At 45.5% G+C, this 20,570-nt stretch carries 16 protein-coding genes and 2 tRNA genes; 5 read left to right on the top strand and 13 right to left on the bottom strand.

The genetic code is table 11. The features are described from left to right. Positions 1-192: 192 nt before the first annotated feature. The 7 genes from KIT90_RS21515 to rlmE all read right to left on the bottom strand — a co-directional run bounded on the left by KIT90_RS21515 (position 193) and on the right by rlmE (position 5,969). A tRNA-Met gene (locus KIT90_RS21515) sits at positions 193-269 on the bottom strand. Positions 270-325: 56 nt separating this feature from the next. Next, positions 326-409 (bottom strand) — tRNA-Leu (locus KIT90_RS21510). An 18-nt stretch (positions 410-427) separates the two neighbouring features. After that, positions 428-766 (bottom strand): preprotein translocase subunit SecG, encoded by a 339-nt coding sequence (gene secG / locus KIT90_RS21505; protein ID WP_005439454.1) that lies wholly within the window; start codon positions 764-766, stop codon positions 428-430. Between the two features lie 225 nt (positions 767-991). Beyond that, entirely contained in the window at positions 992-2,332 is a 1,341-nt protein-coding gene (glmM, locus tag KIT90_RS21500; RefSeq protein WP_009707527.1) for a phosphoglucosamine mutase, read from the bottom strand. A 10-nt stretch (positions 2,333-2,342) separates the two neighbouring features. After that, positions 2,343-3,182: a dihydropteroate synthase gene (folP, locus tag KIT90_RS21495; RefSeq protein ID WP_285378629.1), complete on the bottom strand. Its 840-nt coding sequence runs from the start codon at positions 3,180-3,182 to the stop codon at positions 2,343-2,345. 69 nt (positions 3,183-3,251) lie between these two features. Then, the gene (gene ftsH, locus KIT90_RS21490; protein ID WP_038894275.1) at positions 3,252-5,231 is read right to left on the bottom strand and encodes an ATP-dependent zinc metalloprotease FtsH; all 1,980 of its coding nucleotides are present in this window, start codon (positions 5,229-5,231) and stop codon (positions 3,252-3,254) included. Between the two features lie 108 nt (positions 5,232-5,339). Further along, positions 5,340-5,969, bottom strand: a complete 630-nt coding sequence (gene rlmE, locus KIT90_RS21485) for a 23S rRNA (uridine(2552)-2'-O)-methyltransferase RlmE (protein ID WP_005439450.1) — start codon at positions 5,967-5,969, stop codon at positions 5,340-5,342. Between the two features lie 138 nt (positions 5,970-6,107). Between rlmE and yhbY the strand changes: the two genes are divergently transcribed. After that, positions 6,108-6,404, top strand: a complete 297-nt coding sequence (gene yhbY, locus KIT90_RS21480; RefSeq protein ID WP_005425257.1) for a ribosome assembly RNA-binding protein YhbY — start codon at positions 6,108-6,110, stop codon at positions 6,402-6,404. 92 nt (positions 6,405-6,496) lie between these two features. On the opposite strand, the gene greA is transcribed toward yhbY, so the two are convergent. After that, positions 6,497-6,970 (bottom strand): transcription elongation factor GreA, encoded by a 474-nt coding sequence (gene greA, locus KIT90_RS21475; RefSeq protein WP_005439449.1) that lies wholly within the window; start codon positions 6,968-6,970, stop codon positions 6,497-6,499. A gap of 537 nt (positions 6,971-7,507) precedes the next feature. On the opposite strand from greA, the gene KIT90_RS21470 reads away from it, so the two are divergent. Both KIT90_RS21470 and dacB read left to right on the top strand, forming a co-directional pair. Continuing rightward, on the top strand, positions 7,508-8,521 hold the full coding sequence (locus KIT90_RS21470) for a porin (protein WP_041058710.1): 1,014 nt from the start codon (positions 7,508-7,510) through the stop codon (positions 8,519-8,521). Between the two features lie 117 nt (positions 8,522-8,638). Further along, positions 8,639-10,063: a serine-type D-Ala-D-Ala carboxypeptidase gene (dacB, locus tag KIT90_RS21465; RefSeq protein WP_285378626.1), complete on the top strand. Its 1,425-nt coding sequence runs from the start codon at positions 8,639-8,641 to the stop codon at positions 10,061-10,063. Here dacB and KIT90_RS21460 read toward each other — a convergent pair. Further along, entirely contained in the window at positions 10,042-10,887 is an 846-nt protein-coding gene (locus tag KIT90_RS21460) for a magnesium transporter (RefSeq protein WP_009707532.1), read from the bottom strand. The genes dacB and KIT90_RS21460 overlap by 22 nt on opposite strands. Positions 10,888-11,310: 423 nt before the next feature. After that, a complete protein-coding gene (gene tyrS, locus KIT90_RS21455; RefSeq protein WP_005439437.1) occupies positions 11,311-12,498 on the bottom strand; it encodes a tyrosine--tRNA ligase in 1,188 nt (395 codons plus the stop codon). A gap of 130 nt (positions 12,499-12,628) precedes the next feature. Here tyrS and KIT90_RS21450 point away from each other — a divergent pair, with 130 nt between their 5' ends. Continuing rightward, entirely contained in the window at positions 12,629-13,918 is a 1,290-nt protein-coding gene (locus tag KIT90_RS21450; protein ID WP_005439427.1) for a peptidoglycan DD-metalloendopeptidase family protein, read from the top strand. A gap of 38 nt (positions 13,919-13,956) precedes the next feature. On the opposite strand, the gene KIT90_RS21445 is transcribed toward KIT90_RS21450, so the two are convergent. The 3 genes from KIT90_RS21445 to erpA form a co-directional block, all read right to left on the bottom strand. Next, positions 13,957-17,091 carry an efflux RND transporter permease subunit gene (locus tag KIT90_RS21445; protein WP_285378622.1) on the bottom strand — a complete coding sequence of 1,045 codons (3,135 nt, stop codon included), beginning with the start codon at positions 17,089-17,091 and terminating at the stop codon, positions 13,957-13,959. Between the two features lie 9 nt (positions 17,092-17,100). Beyond that, on the bottom strand, positions 17,101-18,216 hold the full coding sequence (locus KIT90_RS21440) for an efflux RND transporter periplasmic adaptor subunit (RefSeq protein ID WP_285378621.1): 1,116 nt from the start codon (positions 18,214-18,216) through the stop codon (positions 17,101-17,103). A gap of 114 nt (positions 18,217-18,330) precedes the next feature. Beyond that, positions 18,331-18,672: an iron-sulfur cluster insertion protein ErpA gene (erpA, locus tag KIT90_RS21435; RefSeq protein WP_005439421.1), complete on the bottom strand. Its 342-nt coding sequence runs from the start codon at positions 18,670-18,672 to the stop codon at positions 18,331-18,333. Positions 18,673-18,918: 246 nt separating this feature from the next. Between erpA and hemL the strand changes: the two genes are divergently transcribed. Beyond that, on the top strand, positions 18,919-20,214 hold the full coding sequence (hemL, locus tag KIT90_RS21430) for a glutamate-1-semialdehyde 2,1-aminomutase (protein WP_009707535.1): 1,296 nt from the start codon (positions 18,919-18,921) through the stop codon (positions 20,212-20,214). The last annotated feature ends 356 nt before the right edge of the window (positions 20,215-20,570 follow it).

The raw sequence follows: 20,570 nt of genomic DNA, 5'->3' as shown, positions 1-20,570 counted from the left end.
TCAAAAAACCAAGCAGTGATCCGAGTTAAATTACAAAAACTCAGATAACAAAAAACCCCGAAAGTCGGGGTTTTATGCTGCTGGACCCTGATACGTTAAGAATAGCCAAAAATTTGCTTTTCTTAACTCACAGTGTGGTTAGCACTGTGCAAACTTGCCAATCGAATCATTCTTTCCAATGAAAGAAGAGATTGGTTGCGGGGGCCGGATTTGAACCGACGACCTTCGGGTTATGAGCCCGACGAGCTACCAAGCTGCTCCACCCCGCGTCCGACTTGCTGAGCATTATACGCTCAACTAAGTGATTTACAAGTTTGTAAATTCATGGTGCCGAGAGAGGGACTCGAACCCTCACACCAAAGGCACTAGCACCTCATGCTAGCGTGTCTACCAATTTCACCATCTCGGCTACATAAACCTTTACAGCTTATTGTGGAATCTCATCACCTGCTGGTGCTGGAACTTCACTTGCTGCATCTTTAACTTGTTCTACAACTGGCTGACCTAGTGTTGGGTCTACCCATTGTGACTCAGTCTTGTGCGTAGACATACGACCAAGTAACAAGCTAATGATAAAAAATACGGTTGCTAAAATAGCAGTTGTTCGGGTTAAGAAATTACCTGAGCCGCTTGCACCAAACACTGTGTTTGAAGCACCTGCACCGAACGAGGCTCCCATATCTGCGCCTTTACCTTGTTGAATCAACACAAGGCCAATCACACCAAGCGCCGCCAACAGGTAAATCACAAGTAGAACTGAAAACATTTTTTTCCACCTATGTTCCAAATTGTTGAGCCAGCGCCGTTCAAAAACAATGATGTTTATTTATGAACAAGGCTAGCGACCTCCTAACGGGAGGCGGAGCAATACTAGCGAAAGCCAGTAACGCTGACAAGGGAAAATTAGCAAAAAGTCAGTGCTAACGCATTAAGCGCTCAAAAAAAGGGCAAAAGATGCCCTTTTCTCTCGCAAAATAGGTTAACGCAATGATTAACAACTTGCTTTTACTGCATCTGCAATTTTAAGCGCAGAGCTTTGAACAAGTTCAGCATCTTCACCCTCAACCATCACTCGGATCAAAGGCTCAGTACCTGATTTGCGAAGCAGTACGCGACCTTTGTCACCAAGCTCAGCTTCAACCGCTGCTACTGAGTCTAGTACAGCTTGGGCTTCAAGTGGGTTGCTTTCACCAGCAAAACGTACGTTTTCTAGCACTTGTGGGTAAAGCGTCATCCCTTGAGACAAGTCGTGTAGTGTCATATCACTGCCAACTACAGAAGCAAGAACTTGCAACGCAGCAACAATAGCATCACCTGTAGTGACTTTGTCTAGCAAGATAACGTGACCTGAGTTTTCCGCACCAATTTTCCAGCCTTTCGCAAGTAGCTGTTCCATTACGTAGCGGTCACCTACAGCAGCACGTACAAATGGAATACCCAATTGCTTTAAGCCATTTTCCATGCCTAGGTTGGTCATTAGCGTACCAACAACACCACCTTTTAGTTCACCACGACGCAGTGCGTCACGTGCGATGATGTAAGCGATTTGGTCACCATCAATCTTGTTACCTAAATGGTCAACCATGATGATACGGTCACCATCACCATCGAACGCTAGGCCAAGATGAGCTTGCTCTTCTACCACACGCTTTTGTAATGCACGAACGTCAGTCGCACCCACTTCAGCGTTAATGTTAGTGCCGTTTGGCTCAACACCCATTGCGACAACTTCTGCGCCTAACTCTTTGAATACGTTAGGAGCGATGTGGTAAGTCGCACCGTGTGCACAGTCAACAACAATTTTTAGGTTTGCAAGACTCAACTCAGAAGGGAAAGTGCTCTTACAAAATTCGATGTAACGACCTGCTGCATCGTTTAGACGAGTCGCTTTACCAAGCTCAGCAGACTCCACACATTCGATGTCTTTGTCTAGCTCCGCTTCAATAGCAAGCTCGATATCATCCGGAAGCTTAGTACCTTCAGATGAGAAGAACTTAATACCGTTGTCGTAGTAAGGGTTATGAGACGCTGAAATAACGATACCCGCTTCCGCACGGAAGGTTTGCGTTAGGTAAGCAACCGCAGGGGTTGGCATTGGACCCGTAAAGGTTGCTTTCAGGCCAGCTGCTGCAAGACCGGCTTCAAGAGCAGATTCAAGCATGTAGCCAGAGATACGCGTATCTTTACCGATGATAACTTTCTTAGTGCCTTGTTTTGCTAGTACACGACCAGCAGCCCAGCCAAGCTTTAGTACGAAATCCGGAGTAATCGGGTATTGACCAACTTTACCGCGCACACCGTCAGTACCAAAATAACGTCTTTTATCAGACATAAAACTTTCCTTAATTCTTTTTGATATTTTTGTTCGTCATCTCAACCACCTTCATTGCTTCAATGGTTTCTTCAAAGTCATGAACTCGAATGATCTGCGCACCTTTCATTGCAGCGATAGTCGCACAGACCACGCTTGCATTAGTACATTCCGCTGCGGGTTTATCCAACAGCTTAAAGATCATTGACTTACGCGACATACCAGCAAGTATTGGTAAACCGAATTCATGGAACTTATCGAGATGAGCGAGCATATGATAATTGTGTTCTATGGTTTTGCCAAAGCCAAAACCTGGGTCTAGGATAAGTTGAGACTTATCAATACCCACCGCTTCACAAGCAGCAATGCGTTTTTTGAGAAATTCTGAGACATCTTCCATCAGATCATCATACTGTGGATTTGCCTGCATCGTTCTAGGTTGACCTTTCATGTGCATCAAGCAAATTGGCAATTTAGCTTCTGCTGCTACCTCTAATGCTCCTGGCTCTTGAAGTGCACGAACATCGTTAATGAGGTCAGCACCAGCAGCAACCGCTTGGCGCATCACTTCAGCTTTACTGGTGTCGACAGAAATCCAAACATCGTATTTTTTGCGAATCGCTTTGATAACTGGAATGACGCGTTGTAGTTCTTCCTCGAGCTCAATATCTGGGGCGCCGGGACGCGTCGACTCGCCACCGATATCGATAATACTGACGCCAGCAGCAATCATTTTCTCAGCCTGGGCAAGCGCAAGATCGAGAGAGTTGAACTTACCGCCATCGGAGAAGGAGTCAGGGGTTACATTGAGAATCGCCATGACGTGAGGGCGAGAAAGGTCGAGAGATTTGTTGTTTGCTTTAATAATCATAGCTTTAATAATCACAACATATACAAAAACCCCGAGCTTAACTCGGGGTTTATTATCAAAGGCTACTCTTTATTCAGAGTCTTTCTTTTCTGGCGCTTCGCTTGAAGTCGCTTCTTGAGAAGCCGGTTGCTCTACTGGTTTTGTAGGCTCTTCTGATTTCTCTTCAGCTTTTGCTTCAGGTTTCGCTTGAGGCTTATCGTTGTCTTCTGGTTTGTTTGCAGGCTTGTCACCCCAACCAGCAGGCTCACGAATGTCCGCCTTACGCTCCATCAGATCATCAATCTGGCCAGCATCAATGGTTTCATACTTCATTAGCGCGTCTTTCATCGCATGCATGATATCCATGTTGTCTTGCAAGATTTGTTTCGCACGGTCGTAGTTACGGTCGATGATCTTGCGAACTTCATCATCGATTAGCTTCGCTGTGTCATCAGACATGTGTTTAGTCTGAGTAACACTACGTCCTAGGAACACTTCACCTTCTTCTTCCGCATACAGTAGCGGACCAAGTTTCTCAGAGAAGCCCCACTGCGTAACCATCTTACGAGCGATGTCTGTTGCACGTTCGATATCGTTCGATGCACCTGTCGATACTTTGTCAGCACCGTAGATCAGCTCTTCCGCTAGACGACCACCGTACAAGCTAGAAACCATTGATTCTAGGTGTTGGCGAGACATACTCACACGGTCTTGCTCAGGTAGGTACATAGTCACACCCAACGCACGACCACGTGGAATGATAGACACTTTGTAAACTGGATCGTGTTCAGGAACCAAGCGACCAACAATTGCGTGCCCCGCTTCGTGGTATGCTGTTGATTCTTTCACTTCCTCAGACATCACCATTGAACGGCGCTCTGCACCCATCATGATTTTGTCTTTAGCCAGTTCAAACTCAACCATAGAAACGTTGCGCTTGTTGCCGCGTGCAGCAAATAGAGCCGCTTCGTTAACTAAGTTTGCTAAGTCAGCACCAGAGAAACCTGGAGTACCACGTGCAATTAGAGATGGCTCTACGTCACCCGCTAGAGGCACTTTACGCATGTGTACTTTAAGAATTTGCTCACGACCACGTACGTCTGGAAGACCAACAACGACTTGACGGTCAAAACGGCCAGGACGCAACAGCGCAGGGTCAAGTACGTCAGGACGGTTAGTCGCAGCGATAACAATGATACCTTCGTTACCTTCAAAACCATCCATCTCTACAAGCATTTGGTTTAGTGTTTGTTCACGTTCATCGTGACCACCACCAACACCTGCACCACGTTGACGACCAACCGCATCGATCTCATCGATGAAGATGATACAAGGTGCCGCTTTCTTCGCTTGTTCAAACATGTCACGTACACGAGATGCGCCAACACCTACGAACATTTCTACGAAATCAGAACCAGAGATAGTAAAGAACGGTACTTTTGCTTCACCAGCAATGGCTTTCGCTAGTAGCGTTTTACCAGTACCAGGAGGACCAACCATTAAAACACCTGTTGGAATCTTACCGCCCAGTTTTTGGAAGCGGCTTGGATCACGCAGGTAGTCCACCAATTCTTTTACGTCTTCTTTTGCTTCGTCACAGCCTGCAACGTCCGCAAAAGTTGTCTTGATCTGCTCTTCGCTCATCATACGAGCTTTGCTCTTACCGAAAGACATAGCGCCTTTACCGCCGCCGCCTTGCATTTGACGCATGAAGAAAATCCATACACCGATCAGTAAGATCATTGGGAACCAAGAAATGAAAATAGTGCCTAGCAGGCTTTGCTCTTCAGGAGGCGTACCTTGCACTTTCACGTTTTGATTAATTAGGTCATCTAGAAGCTTTTGGTCATACACAGGCATGTAAGTGACCATTTTGGCACCGCCGCCGCGACGAACAAAGCTAATCTCACCGTCTTTAAAAGTTGCTTCTTGAATCTGGCCTTGGCCAACTTCCTGTACAAACGTGGTGTAATCCACGGTTCTGCCATTGCTCTCTCCAGGGCCAAAGCTCTGGAATACCGACATCAATACGACAGCGATAACAAGCCACAGAATTAAATTTTTTGCCATGTCACTCAAGGTGTCAGCCTCTCGATAACTAATTGTAATTAAAGGTAGGGTACTACAGTTCATTTCCTGTAGCTATAGTGTTAACCATGCTCTAAACGAGCGAAATACTTAACCTTTGTAACCAGTGGCTACAACGAAGACTTCTCGGGAGCGAGCTCGCGATGAGTCTGGTTTTCTGATTTTTACGACTTTAAACATGTCTCGGACTTCTTTCACAAATTGATCGAAGCCTTCACCCTGGAAAACCTTTACGACAAAGCTACCATTAGGTGCTAGAACTTGTCGACACATATCTAAAGCCAATTCAACTAAATACATAGCTCGTGGCTGATCTACAGAGTTATTACCAGCGATGTTAGGAGCCATATCAGACATTACTACGTCAACCATCGAAGGTTGGATTCTTTCTAATAGAGCATCTAAAACCGCCTCGTCACGAAAGTCACCTTGCAGGAAGCTTACACCAGCGATTGGATCCATAGGCAGTAAGTCACACGCAATGATTTGACCCTCTTCACCTATTATCTTAGCAGCATATTGAGACCATCCACCTGGAGCTGCACCTAAATCGACGACAGTCATCCCAGATTTCAACAATTTATCTTTCGTTTGGATCTCTTCGATTTTGAAGTAAGCACGAGAACGGTAGCCTTTTTTACGAGCTTCGTTTGCGTATTTATCATCAAAGTGTTCTTTCAACCAACGACCAGAACTAGCCGAATGTTTTTGTTTACTCATTTTAATCCCAACAAGGCGTAATTAGGAGCTATTGTTTTAATAGGCTCAACCTATTACTCAATAAATTATAGTCTTCAGCAATAGATGGCGTTAAAATAGCTTTTTTCAACCCTTATTTTAAAGAAAATTGGCCGCGTAATGAACCTAAGCACCAAACAAAAGCAGCACCTAAAAGGCCTGGCTCACAGTTTAAAACCTGTTGTGCTAATGGGCGCAAATGGACTTACAGAAGCCGTGCTAGCAGAAATTGAAATCGCTCTTGACCACCACGAACTGATCAAAATTAAAGTTGCATCAGAAGACCGTGAGACAAAACAGCTGATCATCGACGCTATCGTACGTGAGACGGGCGCTGAAAAAGTTCAGACAATTGGTAAAGTACTTGTGCTATACCGCCAGTCTGAAGAGCGTAAAATCGAAATCCCACGTAAGTAATCCCTACTTACGCAGAGGAAGAAGAAAAGGTCGCCATGGGCGACCTTTTTTGCATCTACTATTTAAACCTAATTAAAACAGACTGGTTTTAATTAGATATATTCAACGCTATCGATTTCGAAGTCTTTCGCACCGCCTGGGGTTTGAATAACGACTTCGTCACCTTCCATCTTACCGATCAAGCCACGTGCGATTGGAGAACTGATTGAAATGCGGCCGGCTTTGATATCTGCTTCATCGTCACCAACAATTTGGTACGTTTTCTCTTCTTCTGTATCACAGTCAATTAGAGTAACCGTTGAACCAAAAATCACTTTACCAGTGTTGTCCATCGTTGTTACATCAATGACTTGAGCTACAGATAGCTTGTATTCAATGTCACGGATTTGTGCTTCACAGATACCCTGCTCTTCACGAGCTGCGTGGTATTCTGCATTTTCCTTCAAGTCGCCTAGTTCACGCGCTTCTGCGATTGCTTCTGAAATTTGTGGGCGAAGCTTTAGTAGACGATCTAGCTCAGTACGTAGCAGTTGTTCGCCACGCAGTGTCATTGGAACTTTTTCCATTATATAACCTCAAGGCCAAAGGTGTCTTTGGACAAAAAAAGCCCACCCAATCATGGTGACTGGGTAGTACGTTCAAAGATTCTGTTTTGATTAGTTTAAACAAACTAGGGTATGAAATCACCTTAATTCGATTTTGCTGCCTAGTTGTGTGGTTAATAACGCGCCATCAATTGTTTTTAGATTTAACCATCATCGCAATTTATTGAAAAACAACACTGTTCATTACATAAAAAACCTCAAGAAAGATAAAAACAAATCAATGTCAGGCCAATGTCATACCGAAACAAACCGTTAAAATACAACCAGTTGAGACAAGCAACCACACAATTGAACACTGTTCATTAGTTGGATTTATATCATTTTACTAACTCATAAGGAAACTTTAGCAGTAAAACATGTCCGGCAAGTTGTTACGTCATAGCTTTTTCGAATGTGGGCGATTCTCACGAGTGAAACTATACGCACAACAACAACTTGTGAGAGATAACCTCTCCCCCATAAAACAATGATTATGGACAGCTAACTAGGACAAATAAGATGAAAAAGACTCTAATTGCTCTTTCTGTATCTGCAGCAGCTATGGCAACTGGCGTTAACGCAGCTGAGCTTTACAACCAAGACGGCACTTCTCTAGAAATGGGCGGCCGTGCTGAAGCACGTCTATCTATGAAAGATGGCGACGTAGCGGACAACTCTCGTATCCGTCTAAACTTCCTTGGTACTCAAGCAATCAACGACAACCTATACGGTGTTGGTTTCTGGGAAGGTGAGTTCACTACAGCTGAAAACGGCGGCGTAGACGGCAACAGCAATCTAGACACTCGTTACGCATACGCTGGTCTAGGCGGTGCTTTCGGTGAAATGACTTACGGTAAAAACGACGGTGCACTAGGCGTTATTACTGACTTCACAGATATCATGGCTTACCACGGTAACTCTGCTGCTGACAAACTAGCTGCAGCTGACCGTTCTGACAACATGTTCTCTTACAAAGGCCAATTCGAAAACCTAGCTGTTAAAGCTAGCTACCGTTTTGCTGACCGTGAAGAAGTTAAAAATGCTGACGGTGTTGTAGATCACTACACAGACAACGGCGAAGATGGTTACTCTCTATCTGCAATCTACACGCTAGGCGACACTGGTCTTGACCTAGGTGCTGGTTACGCAGACCAAGCTGACGCTAACGAATACATGCTTGCTGCTTCTTACACTATGGGCGATCTATACTTCGCTGGTGTATTCACTGACGGTGAAAAAGCAGCTAAAAACGGTGACTACACTGGTTACGAACTAGCAGGTGCTTACACTCTAGGTCAAACTGTATTCACAACTACATACAACAACGCAGAAACTGACGGCGAAACGTCTGCAAACAACTTCGCTGTTGACGCGTCTTACTACTTCAAGCCTAACTTCCGTGGCTACGTATCGTACAACTTCAACCTAATTTCTGAAGGTGATACTTTCGGTTCTGTAGGTGCTGGCAACGATAAAGCAACTAAAGCTCAAGCAGAAGACGAACTAGCTCTAGGTCTACGTTACGACTTCTAATTCAGTCTTAAGACTTGAAGATAAAATGCTCGCACTATGCGGGCATTTTTTATATCCAGAATTCTGCGATTTTTCGGTATATACTCAATTGCATAACTAACCTCACGAACTGTCACTATGCGCTTACCTTGGTCTTTATTACTTTTTCCTAGTCTCGCCCCGCTCACATCAATGGCTTATCCTCATCAAGAGGTTTTGCCAGAAGGTTCTCGTGTCAGCTTGATTGCTGAAAAGCTCAACGACCAAAGTGAGCTAACTGGTATTCATCCAACCGATCAGTATTTCCCACCAGCCAGTACCTTAAAAGTAGTCACGGCTTTAGCGGCAAAGCTCGAACTAGGTAATAGCTTCGCATTTCGCACCACATTAGAAAGCTCGAGCTCAGATGCTATACTTACCTTCTCTGGCGACCCAACATTGCTCACTCAAGATCTAAAAACGATGCTGACGCGAGCAAAGAAAAATGGACTAAGCCAAATTAAAGGCGATCTTTGGTTAGATAATAGCGCCTTTACTGGGTACAACCGCGCTGTAGGCTGGCCATGGGATATTCTGGGGGTTTGTTATAGCGCGCCAGCGTCCGCAATCACTCTAAATGATAACTGTGTTCAAGCTTCCATTTACACCAAGAAAAACGGTTCAACGCGAGTTTATGTCCCTGAACATCAACCAATTAATGTCAGCACGAGTGTCAAAACCGTCTCTAGAAGCGTTCAGAAGAGCCGTCACTGTGATTTAGACCTTATTGCTCACCCAGACAACAAATATGAACTAACCGGCTGTCTGGTCGACCGTGGCGACAAGCCCCTTCCTCTTAAATTCGCCGTGCAAGATCCTGAGCGCTACACCAGCCAAAAAGTGCAAAAACTCCTCAAACAAGTTGGCATTTCATTAAAAGGGAATGTCCTTATTGGTAAAGCTCCGGAAAAGCAGCGTAAATTGCTTGCTGTGCACAAATCTAAACCGTTACCGCAATTATTGGATCAGATGCTCAAACGCTCAGACAACTTGATTGCTGATACGTTGACTAAAACACTTGGCGCGAAGTTTTTTGTTCAACCGGGAAGCTTTACTAATGGCACAGAAGCCATCAAACAGATCATCTTTGCCAATACAGGTATCGATATTCGTTATGCAAGATTAGAAGACGGCTCTGGCTTATCACGCAACAACCGAATTTCAGCCACTTCTATGGCGGCTATTTTGCGTTACATTTGGCAGCATGAGAAGGAACTTAACCTGATCGCGATCATGCCTAAGTCTGGTGAGTCAGGGACCTTGCAATACCGCAAAAGTATGCGTAAGGCGCCAATTAAAGGACAATTGATTGCGAAGAGCGGTTCACTTTACGGAACCTACAACATGGCCGGGTATGGATTAGATAAGAATGGCAAACCAAACACCGTCTTTGTTCAGTTTGTCTCGGACTATTTCCCAGAAAAAAGGGACGATAACAAACCTGTTGTCGCCCCTATTACTCAGTTTGAGAAATTGTTCTATCAAGACATTGTGAGCTTTAGTCAGGCAATGCCTAAGAAGTAGTTCACCACAGTAAAGTAGATCCACATCCCTGATATATCGACAATCGATGCTAAAACTGGGCTCACCAATACGGCTGGGTCCAGTTTACAAGCTCGAGCAATAATAGGCAGTAATCCGCCTAGCGTGGTTGAAATGGTCACCTGAATAAACAACGCAACGGCAATCGCCAACGCGATATCCTCAAGCGCAAAGCCACCTGTAGATTGCCCGCCACTAAATAGCATGATGCGACCAACCATAACGACAGCAATTGCTAGTGCGATAAAAAGAGCGACACGGCTTTCTTTCCATAGCACTTCCAACCATTGGCGCTTCTTAAGCTCACCCGTTGCGAGAGCGCGAATCACCAAGGTTGCCGCTTGTGTTCCTGTATTACCACCAGCTGCCGCGATTACCGGCATGTAAACCGCTAGCAATACAAGTTGGCTCAATGTGTCTTCGTATTGGGCGATGATTAAGCCAGACACAATTCCAAGCAGCGCAAGCGCAATGATCCAGCCAATACGCTGCTTCACATGCCCTAATACACTCGTGGAAAGGTAACCGTCTGGCGTATCAACCTCAGACATATGCAAACCTAACTGGTGAGCATAGTGACGCGCACGTTTGTCATGCCCTGCTTGTTCAAGCTGTGCAATGAGGCTATTCACGTAACCTACCGAGCAATGCTGCAAAATACCCACCGCCTCATCAATAGGCATAACCGTGAGTAAATGCAGTTGTTGCTCTTGCTCGTATCGCAAAAAAGCATTACGAGCGGCACCAATTTCTACTTCTGAGAAGTTTGGTGTTGTTTCAATAAAAGTGTTGTTCATTACCGTCATGGCGAATCTCCCGATTGGCATTGGTAACGACCATCGACAACGCGCGCAAATAGCCTTCAGCACAATCCATTACGTGTATTAGAAACACTGGATGCACGAAAACATCAATGCAAAAGCACTGTCTATTCAGAATTTATGAAGGGAAATAACAAGAAGGAAAAATTAGAAAAGATGCCTCACCACTCAGGTAAGGCGGAGATCGCCAATACCGAAGCGGGTTATTTCGCTCCCTTAATCTTACTCACCCAGCAACTGGGAGGATGGTCGGTATTGTTCATGTAAATCTCCGATAAAGCTGCTCATCTAGCAGCGCGCGTATAGTAGCAAAAACGAGTCACTTTTACAGTCAATCTCTTGCGGATTCACCAAATTTTCATACAAAAAAAGCGCCCAGTAGGCGCTTTCATTTTGAACAGTTATTGATTACTTAATAGTAATTCGTGCGAATTTACGTTTACCAACTTGGAATACGTAAGTACCTGCTTCAGGTGCAAACTTCGCATCAGCAACTTTCTCGCCTTCAATCTTAGCTGCGCCTTGTTTAACCATGCGCATTGCTTCAGAAGTTGAAGCACATAGACCGGCTTCTTTCAGTAGGTTTGCTACTGGTGTACCCGCTTCAAAATCAAACTCAGGCATTTCATCTGGAATTTGGTTCTTAGCAAAACGGTTCACGAATTCTTGTTCTGCCGCATCGGCATCCGCTTCACTATGGAAACGAGCAATAATTTCTTTCGCTAGCAGTACTTTGATATCACGAGGGTTCTTACCTGCTTCTACGTCAGCTTTGAACTGTGCAATTTCTTCCAATGGACGGAAAGACAGTAGCTCGTAGTAGCTCCACATTAGATCGTCAGAGATAGACATGATCTTACCAAACATTTCGCTTGGCGCTTCGCTGATACCAATGTAGTTGCCTGAAGATTTAGACATCTTCTTCTCGCCATCTAGACCAACTAGAAGAGGCATCATCAGTACAACTTGAGGTTTTTGACCGTGAGATTTTTGCAGCTCACGCCCCATTAGCAGGTTGAATTTTTGGTCAGTACCACCAAGTTCAACGTCCGTTTCCATTGCTACTGAGTCCCAACCTTGAAGTAGCGGGTACATGAACTCGTGGATAGCGATTGGTTGACCACCAGCGTAACGCTTTTTAAAGTCGTCACGTTCTAGCATACGAGCAACAGTTTGGTTCGCAGCAAGACGAATCATGCCTTCTGCGCCAAGCTCAGATAGCCACTCAGAGTTGAACTGAATTTTTGTCTTAGCTGGATCTAGGATTTTGAACACCTGCTCTTTGTACGTTTCAGCGTTGCGTAGAACGTCTTCACGACTTAGTGGTGGGCGAGTTGTGTTCTTACCTGTTGGGTCACCAACCATCGCAGTGAAGTCACCGATTAGGAACGTCACTTCATGACCTAGTTCTTGGAACAAGCGAAGCTTATTGAAAATAACCGTATGGCCTAGGTGAATGTCAGGTGCTGTTGGATCGGCGCCCAATTTAATACGTAGAGGACGACCTTCTTTTAGTTTTGCGATCAGCTCTTCTTCTGGAATCAGCTCTTCAACACCGCGCTTAATCTCGGCTAATGCAGCTTCAATGCTCGCCATTCTTGTTCACTCCCACAGATTTGGCAAAAATATAATAGCTGAACATCTTACTTGAATAGCGATGCATTTTGAAACACGTTAGACTAGGTAGTTGTCAATTTTTACGTTTAATTTAGTAATCAAGTACCTCATGCATTCGATTTTTGTCCGACTACCACTCTTGCACAAAGTACTGATCGGTTTTTTTAGTGCGCTTATCATTGTCGCGCTGTTTTTCTTACCCGATCCGCAAGACCTCGATCCGCAGCAAAGCCGACTCAAAGTTGGTGAGCATTATTCGGTACCGATTTCCGTAGAATCACCCGAGCGCAGCACTTCTTCTAACCTCCCTTCTGTTTTGCGCTGGGAAACGTATAAAGTCAAAAATGGTGAGAGCGCTGCGGTTCTGTTTCAGCGCGTTGGTCTGTCTCCTCGCCTTTTGCATGAACTGATTACTTCCGATAAAGAAATCAAACAACAGCTCACTCGACTTCGTCCTGGCGATAGACTCCAATTTGGCTTTGATGAAAACAACGACTTTATTCAACTTAAACGTACACTCAATGCCTTCGAAACTTTCCGTATAAAACTGCAAGGCAGCAAATACGTTTCTGAAGTGGACAAGAAAGAAGTCGATTACCAATTCAACTACGCAGAAGCGACCATCAAATCCAACTTCTGGAATGCAGGCATCTCATCAGGCTTGAATGCTAACCAAATTATGGAATTGGCCGGCATCTTTGGCTGGGACATCGACTTTGCTTTGGACATTCGTAAAAACGACACTTTCCGCGTGCTTTATCAAGAAGAAGTCGTCGAGGGCGAAGTCATTGGACGCGGCAAGATCATCGCCGCGGTCTTTAAAAACCAAGGCGATACCTTCACTGCGATTTTAGATGAGAAGAGCGGTAAGTACTTCGATGAAAATGGTCGAGCGATGAAGAAAGCCTTCTTGCGCGCTCCTCTGGATTTCCGCCGTGTGAGCTCTAACTTTAACCCTCGCCGTTTACACCCAGTAACGGGCAGAGTTCGTCCTCACCGAGGCACCGATTACGCAGCGCCAGTTGGCACGCCAATTTGGGCAGCTGGTAATGGTGTGGTACAAAAGTCAGCTTACAACAAATTCAACGGCAACTACGTGTTTATCAAACACAGCAACACCTACATCACTAAGTATCTACACTTGACGAAACGCACAGTCAAAACAGGGCAACGAGTGAAGCAAGGGCAAACAATCGGTACTTTAGGCGGTACAGGCCGTGTAACCGGTCCACACCTGCACTACGAGTTCTTGGTTAACGGTGTTCATAAGAACCCAAGAACCGTGAAGCTGCCGCAATCGAAGTCCTTGACGGGTAAAGCGAAGCAAACCTTCATGGCGAATGCAAAAATCAGCATGGCGAAGCTGGATCGCTACAGTAAGTTACTCGCGATGAAGTAAAAAGACATGATTGTTTAGAACAACACCCAAGAGGCAGCCTAAGCTGCCTCTTTTGTTTGTGGTTCTTTTTCATCAAGGTTGTGTTCGCGACCAAGCATAAGAAGACAAGGCGTAAGCACCAGCGTCAACACCGTAGCAAAAGCCAAACCGCCCGCGACCGCTGTTGCCAATTGAGACCACCATTGCGTGCTTGGCGCACCAAACTCAATCTTCTGATTCACTAAGTCGATGTTCATCTCTAACACCATTGGCAGTAAGCCAAGTATGGTAGTGACCGTGGTTAACAGCACAGGACGAAGACGTTGCACCCCAGTACGTAAAATCGCATCTGATTTTTCTAAACCGCGTCTACGCATTTGATTGTAAGTGTCGATCAATACGATGTTGTTGTTTACAACAATACCAGCCAGCGCAATCACCCCAATACCCGACATGATGATGCCGAACGGTTTTTGGAAGATGAGCAAGCCAGCAAACACGCCAACTGTAGAGAACAACACAGCACTTAAAATCAAAAATGCTTGGTAGAAGCTGTTGAATTGAGTAACCAGGATCAAAGCCATCACTCCCAGTGCAACCATGAAAGCACTTTGCAAAAACGCAGAAGAGTTTTCTTGTTCCTCGTTTTGACCGCGAATTTTAAACTCAATACCAGCAGGTAAGCCCAACTGCTCTACTTCTGCGGTTATCTTTGGTAATTCAAGGGCAAGGTTATAACCTTCAACCATGTCTGCTTTGATGTTCACTACGCGTCGACCATCAACACGTCGAATTGTATCTTGCTTGTGGTCCGGCTTAATCTGCGCAAAGTTAGTGATCGGAACTAAGCCAGCCGCCGTTTTTACGCGTAATTGATCAAAGCGCCCGATATCCCGCTTATCTTGCGGATAACGCACTAAGATATCGACTTCTTCATCGGCATCATCTGGCAGATAATCACCAATCTTCAAACCGTTAGTCACGAACTGGACAGTATTACCAACCAAAGTCGCATCAGCAGCAAAACGAGAAGCATCGTCTCTGCGGATATCAATCTGCCAATCAATCCCTTCTTTATTAGTGGTATCACTCAAGTTAGTTAAAGCGGGATTGCGATCAGCCCAGTAACGAACCATTTTGGCCGCACTGTCTAATTGGTCAATGCTTGAGTTTTGTGCCGACATTTCAATAACGAGATCATGCTCTACTGGCGGACCAGCATCGGGGAATTTGTACTCCAACTCCACGCCAGAGAATTGATTGGTAGTCTGTTTGAGCTCTTCAATGATGTCTTTCACTTTGCGACGATATTGCCAATCGACAGGGGTAATCTGAATCTGACCAATCTCATCACCATCATTTGAATCCGTTCCGGTACGCGTGTAGACACTTTCAAACTCATCGTGTCCTAGCATGACTTTTTCGATCTCTTTCATCACGACGTCTTTTTCGTTGATCGATAAATCACCGTAAGAACGCACTTTGACGGTAAAGAATGCAGGGTCCACTTCAGGGAAGAATTCAGCGCCTAAGCCCGCTTTGCTATAAGTAAAGCCAACACCACCCGCGAGCAAAATCGCACTGAGCAATACTTTTAACGGGTGACGAATCGCAATCGAAAGTGTCTTGTAATAGAGCTTGGTGATGCCAGTGGCTTTATCAAACTCACCGTTATGCAGATCAACCATCTCTTGCTGGCTTTTTGGATTCACAACTTGAGGCTTACCAATAATCCCACCAATCACCGGAACAAACAGCAGCGCCATCATTAATGAAGCGGTCAGTGTTGCGATCAAGGTTAACGGCAAGTACTTCATGAATTCGCCGGTAATATCTGGCCAAAACAGTAAAGGGGCAAACGCAGCAAGGGTCGTCGCAGTCGATGCCGTAATAGGCCAAGCCATCCGTTTTGCCGCGTCTCGATAGGCTTCTTTGCGTGGCGTACCTTCTTGCATTCGTCTATCAGCAAATTCGGTCACTACGATAGCACCATCCACCAGCATACCTACCGCCATAATAAGCGCGAAGAGCACTACAATGTTGACCGTTAAGCCAAACACCGATAGCACTAACAACCCCGTGAGGAAAGAACCCGGAATCGAGATACCAACCAAAAGAGCGGTTCGCACACCAAGTATCGCGATGATAACAATGACAACAAGAATGATGGCAGAGAGAATGTTGTTTTGCAGATCGTTGAGCATCAGTTTGACGTCATCAGACTGATCCCACGTGTATTTGACTTGTAGGTTATTCGGCCACTCTGAACGCTTTTGTGCCTCGAGCATCACTTGTTTGACTAACTCAACTGTCTCAATGATGTTTTCACCCGCGCGTTTTTTGACGTTGAGTACGACAGCAGGATTACCATCCAAGCGAGCAAAACTCTCAGGATCACGAAATGCCCTACGCACCGTCGCCACATCACCAAAGGTAATCACCTCTTTACCGTTCACCTTGATAGGTAGCTCTAGTACGTCTTTAAGAGAGTCAAACACAGAAGGAACTTTAACCGAGAAACGACCATATCCCGTATCGACAAAACCCGCAGCCACAACTCGGTTGTTGAGAGCAATCAAGTTGTAGATGTCAGCTTGATCTAAGCCATAGCTTTCCATCAACAGCGGATCGACCACGATCTCTACGATGTCTTCTCGATCACCAGCAATATCGACTTCTAACACCTGACGATAGCTTTCTAACTTATCTCGTAATGCGCGAGCGATTTGTACGGTAGTGCGCTCGGGCACTGTGCCATACAAAACCACCGTCAAAACCGGTTCTTCTGATGCGAATGTCACTTCATTTACGGTTGGCTCATCACTGTCTTCAGGCAATTTAGGTTTGGCCAGATCCACAGCATCGCGCACATCCGCCATCGCCTCGGCCAGATCAACACCCACACTAAATTCAAGCGTGACCGAGGCATGACCTTCTGAAGCTACAGCAGTCATTTCTTTTACACCTTCAATAGAACGCAACTCTTGCTCTATTGGGCGTACCAATAAACGTTCTGCATCTGTTGGTGAAATACCCTGATGCCCAACGGAAACATAAATAATAGGAATGGTGATGTCGGGACTCGACTCTTTGGGAATCGTGATGTAGGTGATCACTCCAGCAATCAAAATCATCACCAATAAGGTGAGCATGGTACGTGCACGCGATAACGCAGCATCAATCAAAGCAAACATATTGCCTCCTTACTGCTGATTCGCGGCTTCGATGGCATCATCCACCTTGGTCGCCATCACTAAATCACCATCACGCGCAAAACCTTGTCCGAGCACAATGATGTCCACTTGGTCGCCCAATCCAGACAACCAAACGCCATCTTTTTCGGCTTTCACAAGTTGAATCGGAACAAAGTGGACATGCTGATCGCGTAATGTCTTGATGCCAAGGTTGCCTTCTTCATCGAGCGCGAGCATGGCTGCGGTCACTTTTACGGCCAACACTTCACTCAAAGACAACACGACTTCGGCACTGATCCCCGCCGGCATTGCACTCTCACGGTTATCAATTTCGATCTCAATGGGGAACGTATTGGTTGAAGTTGAAGACACACGTCCGATATAACGAATTTTGCCTTGGTGGTGAACGTTGTTAATAGTGCGAACGTCAGCGACTTGGCCTTCTTTTAAATACTGAATGTGACGCTCGCTCACATCCGCCTCAATGACTAACTTTTCAAGGTCAATAACGGTGGCAATCGGATCGCCAACACCAACAAAGTCACCAACTTCAACGAATCTATGGTCAAGAATGCCATCGAAAGGCGCTCTTACTTTGGTGTTTTTGAGTGCAGTTTCAACATTGCTTAGATTCGCTCGAGCATCAACCAGTGCAGCTTGTGCTGTGGCAAACGCAACTTCACCCTGTAAGCCTCGATTTTTCAGAGACTCTGCGGCTTTAAACTCTTTTTCTTTAACACGCAGCATCGCTTTGGCGCGTTTAAGCTGAATATCTAGGTCACGTTCATCAATATTGGCAATCACCTGCCCTTGTTTCACGCTTTGCCCTTTTTGCACATTCAAACTGATGATCTTACCTGCAACTTCAGCCCCTAGACGAGCTTGCCGATTCGGCGCAGTTCGACCGTAAAGTTCAATGGTTTTGCTGGTTGGTTGGGCGGTAAAAGAGTTGAACATCACCTTAGCAACAGGTGTGTCTTCAGATTGAGAGTTTGAAGGAGAAACCGTTTCGTCTTGTGCTTTAAGTTGACCCATTGCGAGCCAAGCAGCTAAAGCGATCACAAGCGTTAGAGAGACTAGCCATGGACGCTCTACAATACGACGTCCAAAAGAAGATCCAGACATACAAAGTCCTTTTTATTTTTAGCTCTCAGCTCTCTTTGGAACTGGGAGTGCGTTTACGTGACTTCCTGCTACGTAAAACTCAGGCAGCCAATTGGCTGCCTGTTGTCGTGTTAATTAAACACTGAATGATGCACCACAACCACAAGTTGTCGTCGCATTTGGGTTATTGACGAAGAAGCGAGCTCCTTCTAAACCTTCTGTGTAATCAACCACGCCACCGATTAGGTATTGCAGGCTCATTGGGTCTACAACCAGTGTTACACCACTGTTTACGATTGTTGTGTCGCCTTCATTTACGTTCTCATCAAATGTGAAGCCGTATTGGAAACCACTACAGCCGCCACCAGTAATGTATACGCGTAATTTCAGCGCTGGGTTTTCTTCTTCCGCAATCAACGTTTGAACGCGAGATGCCGCGGCATCAGAAAAAGATAATGGTACGTTTACTTCGCTCACGAAGACCTCTCTCACTCGTGTAATGCGTCAAGCCTGAAGCAAGACGTCAAATTTGTGCTAATTAGAGCGATTATCCAATACCTGACCAACTCGTTCAAGTATTCACCGCCGATTCTTTATATCCGATGCTGATATGTAAGATTACAACGCCAGACTACACATAAATTACCCAAAACGTTTCTAACTTGAGATTAGCTAGGTACAATGCGCTCCACTTGGTCCGAGCAATCAAAAGAGGATAACCCCATGACCAAATCATCAGAGCTATATCAAAAGGCTCAGCAAACCATTCCTGGCGGTGTGAACTCACCAGTTCGTGCATTCAACGGCGTTGGCGGTTCTCCGCTATTTATCGAACGAGCAGACGGTGCCCTGATTTTTGATGCCGATGGTAAAGCGTACATTGATTACGTTGGCTCTTGGGGTCCTATGATTCTAGGTCATAACCACGCAGTAATCCGTGAAGCGGTTATCGATGCAGCACAACGCGGCCTAAGTTTCGGTGCACCAACTGAGATGGAAATTGCGATGGCTGAGCTTGTATCTGAACTAGTGCCATCAATGGAACAAATCCGCATGGTGAGCTCTGGTACAGAAGCAACCATGAGTGCTATCCGTCTAGCTCGTGGCTTCACTGGTCGTGACAAGATCATGAAATTTGAAGGTTGTTACCACGGTCACGCTGACAGCTTGCTAGTAAAAGCGGGTTCTGGCGCACTAACTCTAGGTCAACCAAGCTCTCCTGGCGTTCCTGCAGATTTTGCTAAGCATACGCTAACGGCAACATTCAACGACCTAGATTCAGTACGTGAACTATTCGCAGCAAACAAAGGCGAAATCGCATGTATCATCGTTGAGCCAGTAGCGGGCAACATGAACTGTATCCCACCAGTAGAAGGTTTCCACGAAGGTCTTCGTGAAATCTGTGACCAAGAAGGCGCGCTACTGATTTTTGATGAAGTAATGACAGGCTTCCGCGTAGCACTAGGCGGCGCACAAGCACACTACAACATCAAACCAGATCTAACGACCCTAGGTAAAGTGATCGGTGGCGGTATGCCAGTGGGTGCTTTCGGTGGTCGTAAAGAAGTGATGCAATACGTAGCGCCGACAGGTCCTGTTTACCAAGCGGGTACGCTTTCAGGTAACCCTGTGGCGATGGCTGCGGGCTTTGCATGTTTGAACCTTCTAAAAGAAGAAGGCAACGAGAAACGTCTTGCGGCGAAAACAAAACAGCTTGCTGAAGGCTTCAAAGCACTTGCTGAGAAACACGGTATCCCAATGGTAGTAAACCAAGTGGGCGGTATGTTTGGCTTCTTCTTCACAGACCAAGAAACCGTAACATGCTACGAAGACGTGACTAAGTGCGACGTTGAGCGCTTCAAACGTTTCTTCCACCTAATGCTAAAACACGGTGTATACCTTGCACCATCAGCATTCGAAGCAAGCTTTACTTCTCTTGCTCATGGTTCAAAAGAAATCGACGCAACACTAGAAGCAGCAGATCGCTGTTTCGCGATTCTAGCAGAAGAAGCTAAATAAGCTTTTTACTCGCACACCAAAAGCAAAAAGGACCTTCAGGGTCCTTTTTATTGTCTGAGCTATGCTTGCCAATTAAAAATCACGAGAATAGCGAGTACGCCGATAACAATACCAAACCACGGTATGCGTTTGTTTTTCTTCTCACTCTGACACTTCTTGTCACCGTTACAACAACCCATTTTTCTATCTCTTGATTGATAACTGCCTGATTTGTGGTCATTATAACAAGGTCCGTTGCACCTTCCCAATTCGGCTATGTCATAAGCTTGAAAGAATCGTGGGTGCAGAGTAATAAAGGTTTGACGCTGTGGTATCAAGCGCTAGCCGTAACATCATCCGTAAGTTGGATTAATCCC

This window comes from Vibrio sp. B172a (genome assembly GCF_030248355.1).
GTDB classification, from domain to species: Bacteria; Pseudomonadota; Gammaproteobacteria; order Enterobacterales; family Vibrionaceae; genus Vibrio; species Vibrio owensii.
This window is presented reverse-complemented; position numbering and strand designations above follow the sequence as displayed.

Excerpts from the sequence above, each read along its gene's own strand:
- ftsH (WP_038894275.1), bottom strand. The coding sequence starts at position 5,231 with ATGGCAAAAAATTTAATTCTGTGGCTTGTTATCGCTGTCGTATTGATG.
- hemL (WP_009707535.1), top strand. The coding sequence starts at position 18,919 with ATGACCAAATCATCAGAGCTATATCAAAAGGCTCAGCAAACCATTCCT.
- glmM (WP_009707527.1), bottom strand. The coding sequence starts at position 2,332 with ATGTCTGATAAAAGACGTTATTTTGGTACTGACGGTGTGCGCGGTAAA.
- greA (WP_005439449.1), bottom strand. The coding sequence starts at position 6,970 with ATGGAAAAAGTTCCAATGACACTGCGTGGCGAACAACTGCTACGTACT.
- yhbY (WP_005425257.1), top strand. The coding sequence starts at position 6,108 with ATGAACCTAAGCACCAAACAAAAGCAGCACCTAAAAGGCCTGGCTCAC.
- KIT90_RS21445 (WP_285378622.1), bottom strand. The coding sequence starts at position 17,091 with ATGTTTGCTTTGATTGATGCTGCGTTATCGCGTGCACGTACCATGCTC.
- KIT90_RS21440 (WP_285378621.1), bottom strand. The coding sequence starts at position 18,216 with ATGTCTGGATCTTCTTTTGGACGTCGTATTGTAGAGCGTCCATGGCTA.
- secG (WP_005439454.1), bottom strand. The coding sequence starts at position 766 with ATGTTTTCAGTTCTACTTGTGATTTACCTGTTGGCGGCGCTTGGTGTG.
- KIT90_RS21470 (WP_041058710.1), top strand. The coding sequence starts at position 7,508 with ATGAAAAAGACTCTAATTGCTCTTTCTGTATCTGCAGCAGCTATGGCA.
- dacB (WP_285378626.1), top strand. The coding sequence starts at position 8,639 with ATGCGCTTACCTTGGTCTTTATTACTTTTTCCTAGTCTCGCCCCGCTC.
- rlmE (WP_005439450.1), bottom strand. The coding sequence starts at position 5,969 with ATGAGTAAACAAAAACATTCGGCTAGTTCTGGTCGTTGGTTGAAAGAA.
- tyrS (WP_005439437.1), bottom strand. The coding sequence starts at position 12,498 with ATGGCGAGCATTGAAGCTGCATTAGCCGAGATTAAGCGCGGTGTTGAA.
- KIT90_RS21450 (WP_005439427.1), top strand. The coding sequence starts at position 12,629 with ATGCATTCGATTTTTGTCCGACTACCACTCTTGCACAAAGTACTGATC.
- KIT90_RS21460 (WP_009707532.1), bottom strand. The coding sequence starts at position 10,887 with ATGACGGTAATGAACAACACTTTTATTGAAACAACACCAAACTTCTCA.
- folP (WP_285378629.1), bottom strand. The coding sequence starts at position 3,182 with ATGATTATTAAAGCAAACAACAAATCTCTCGACCTTTCTCGCCCTCAC.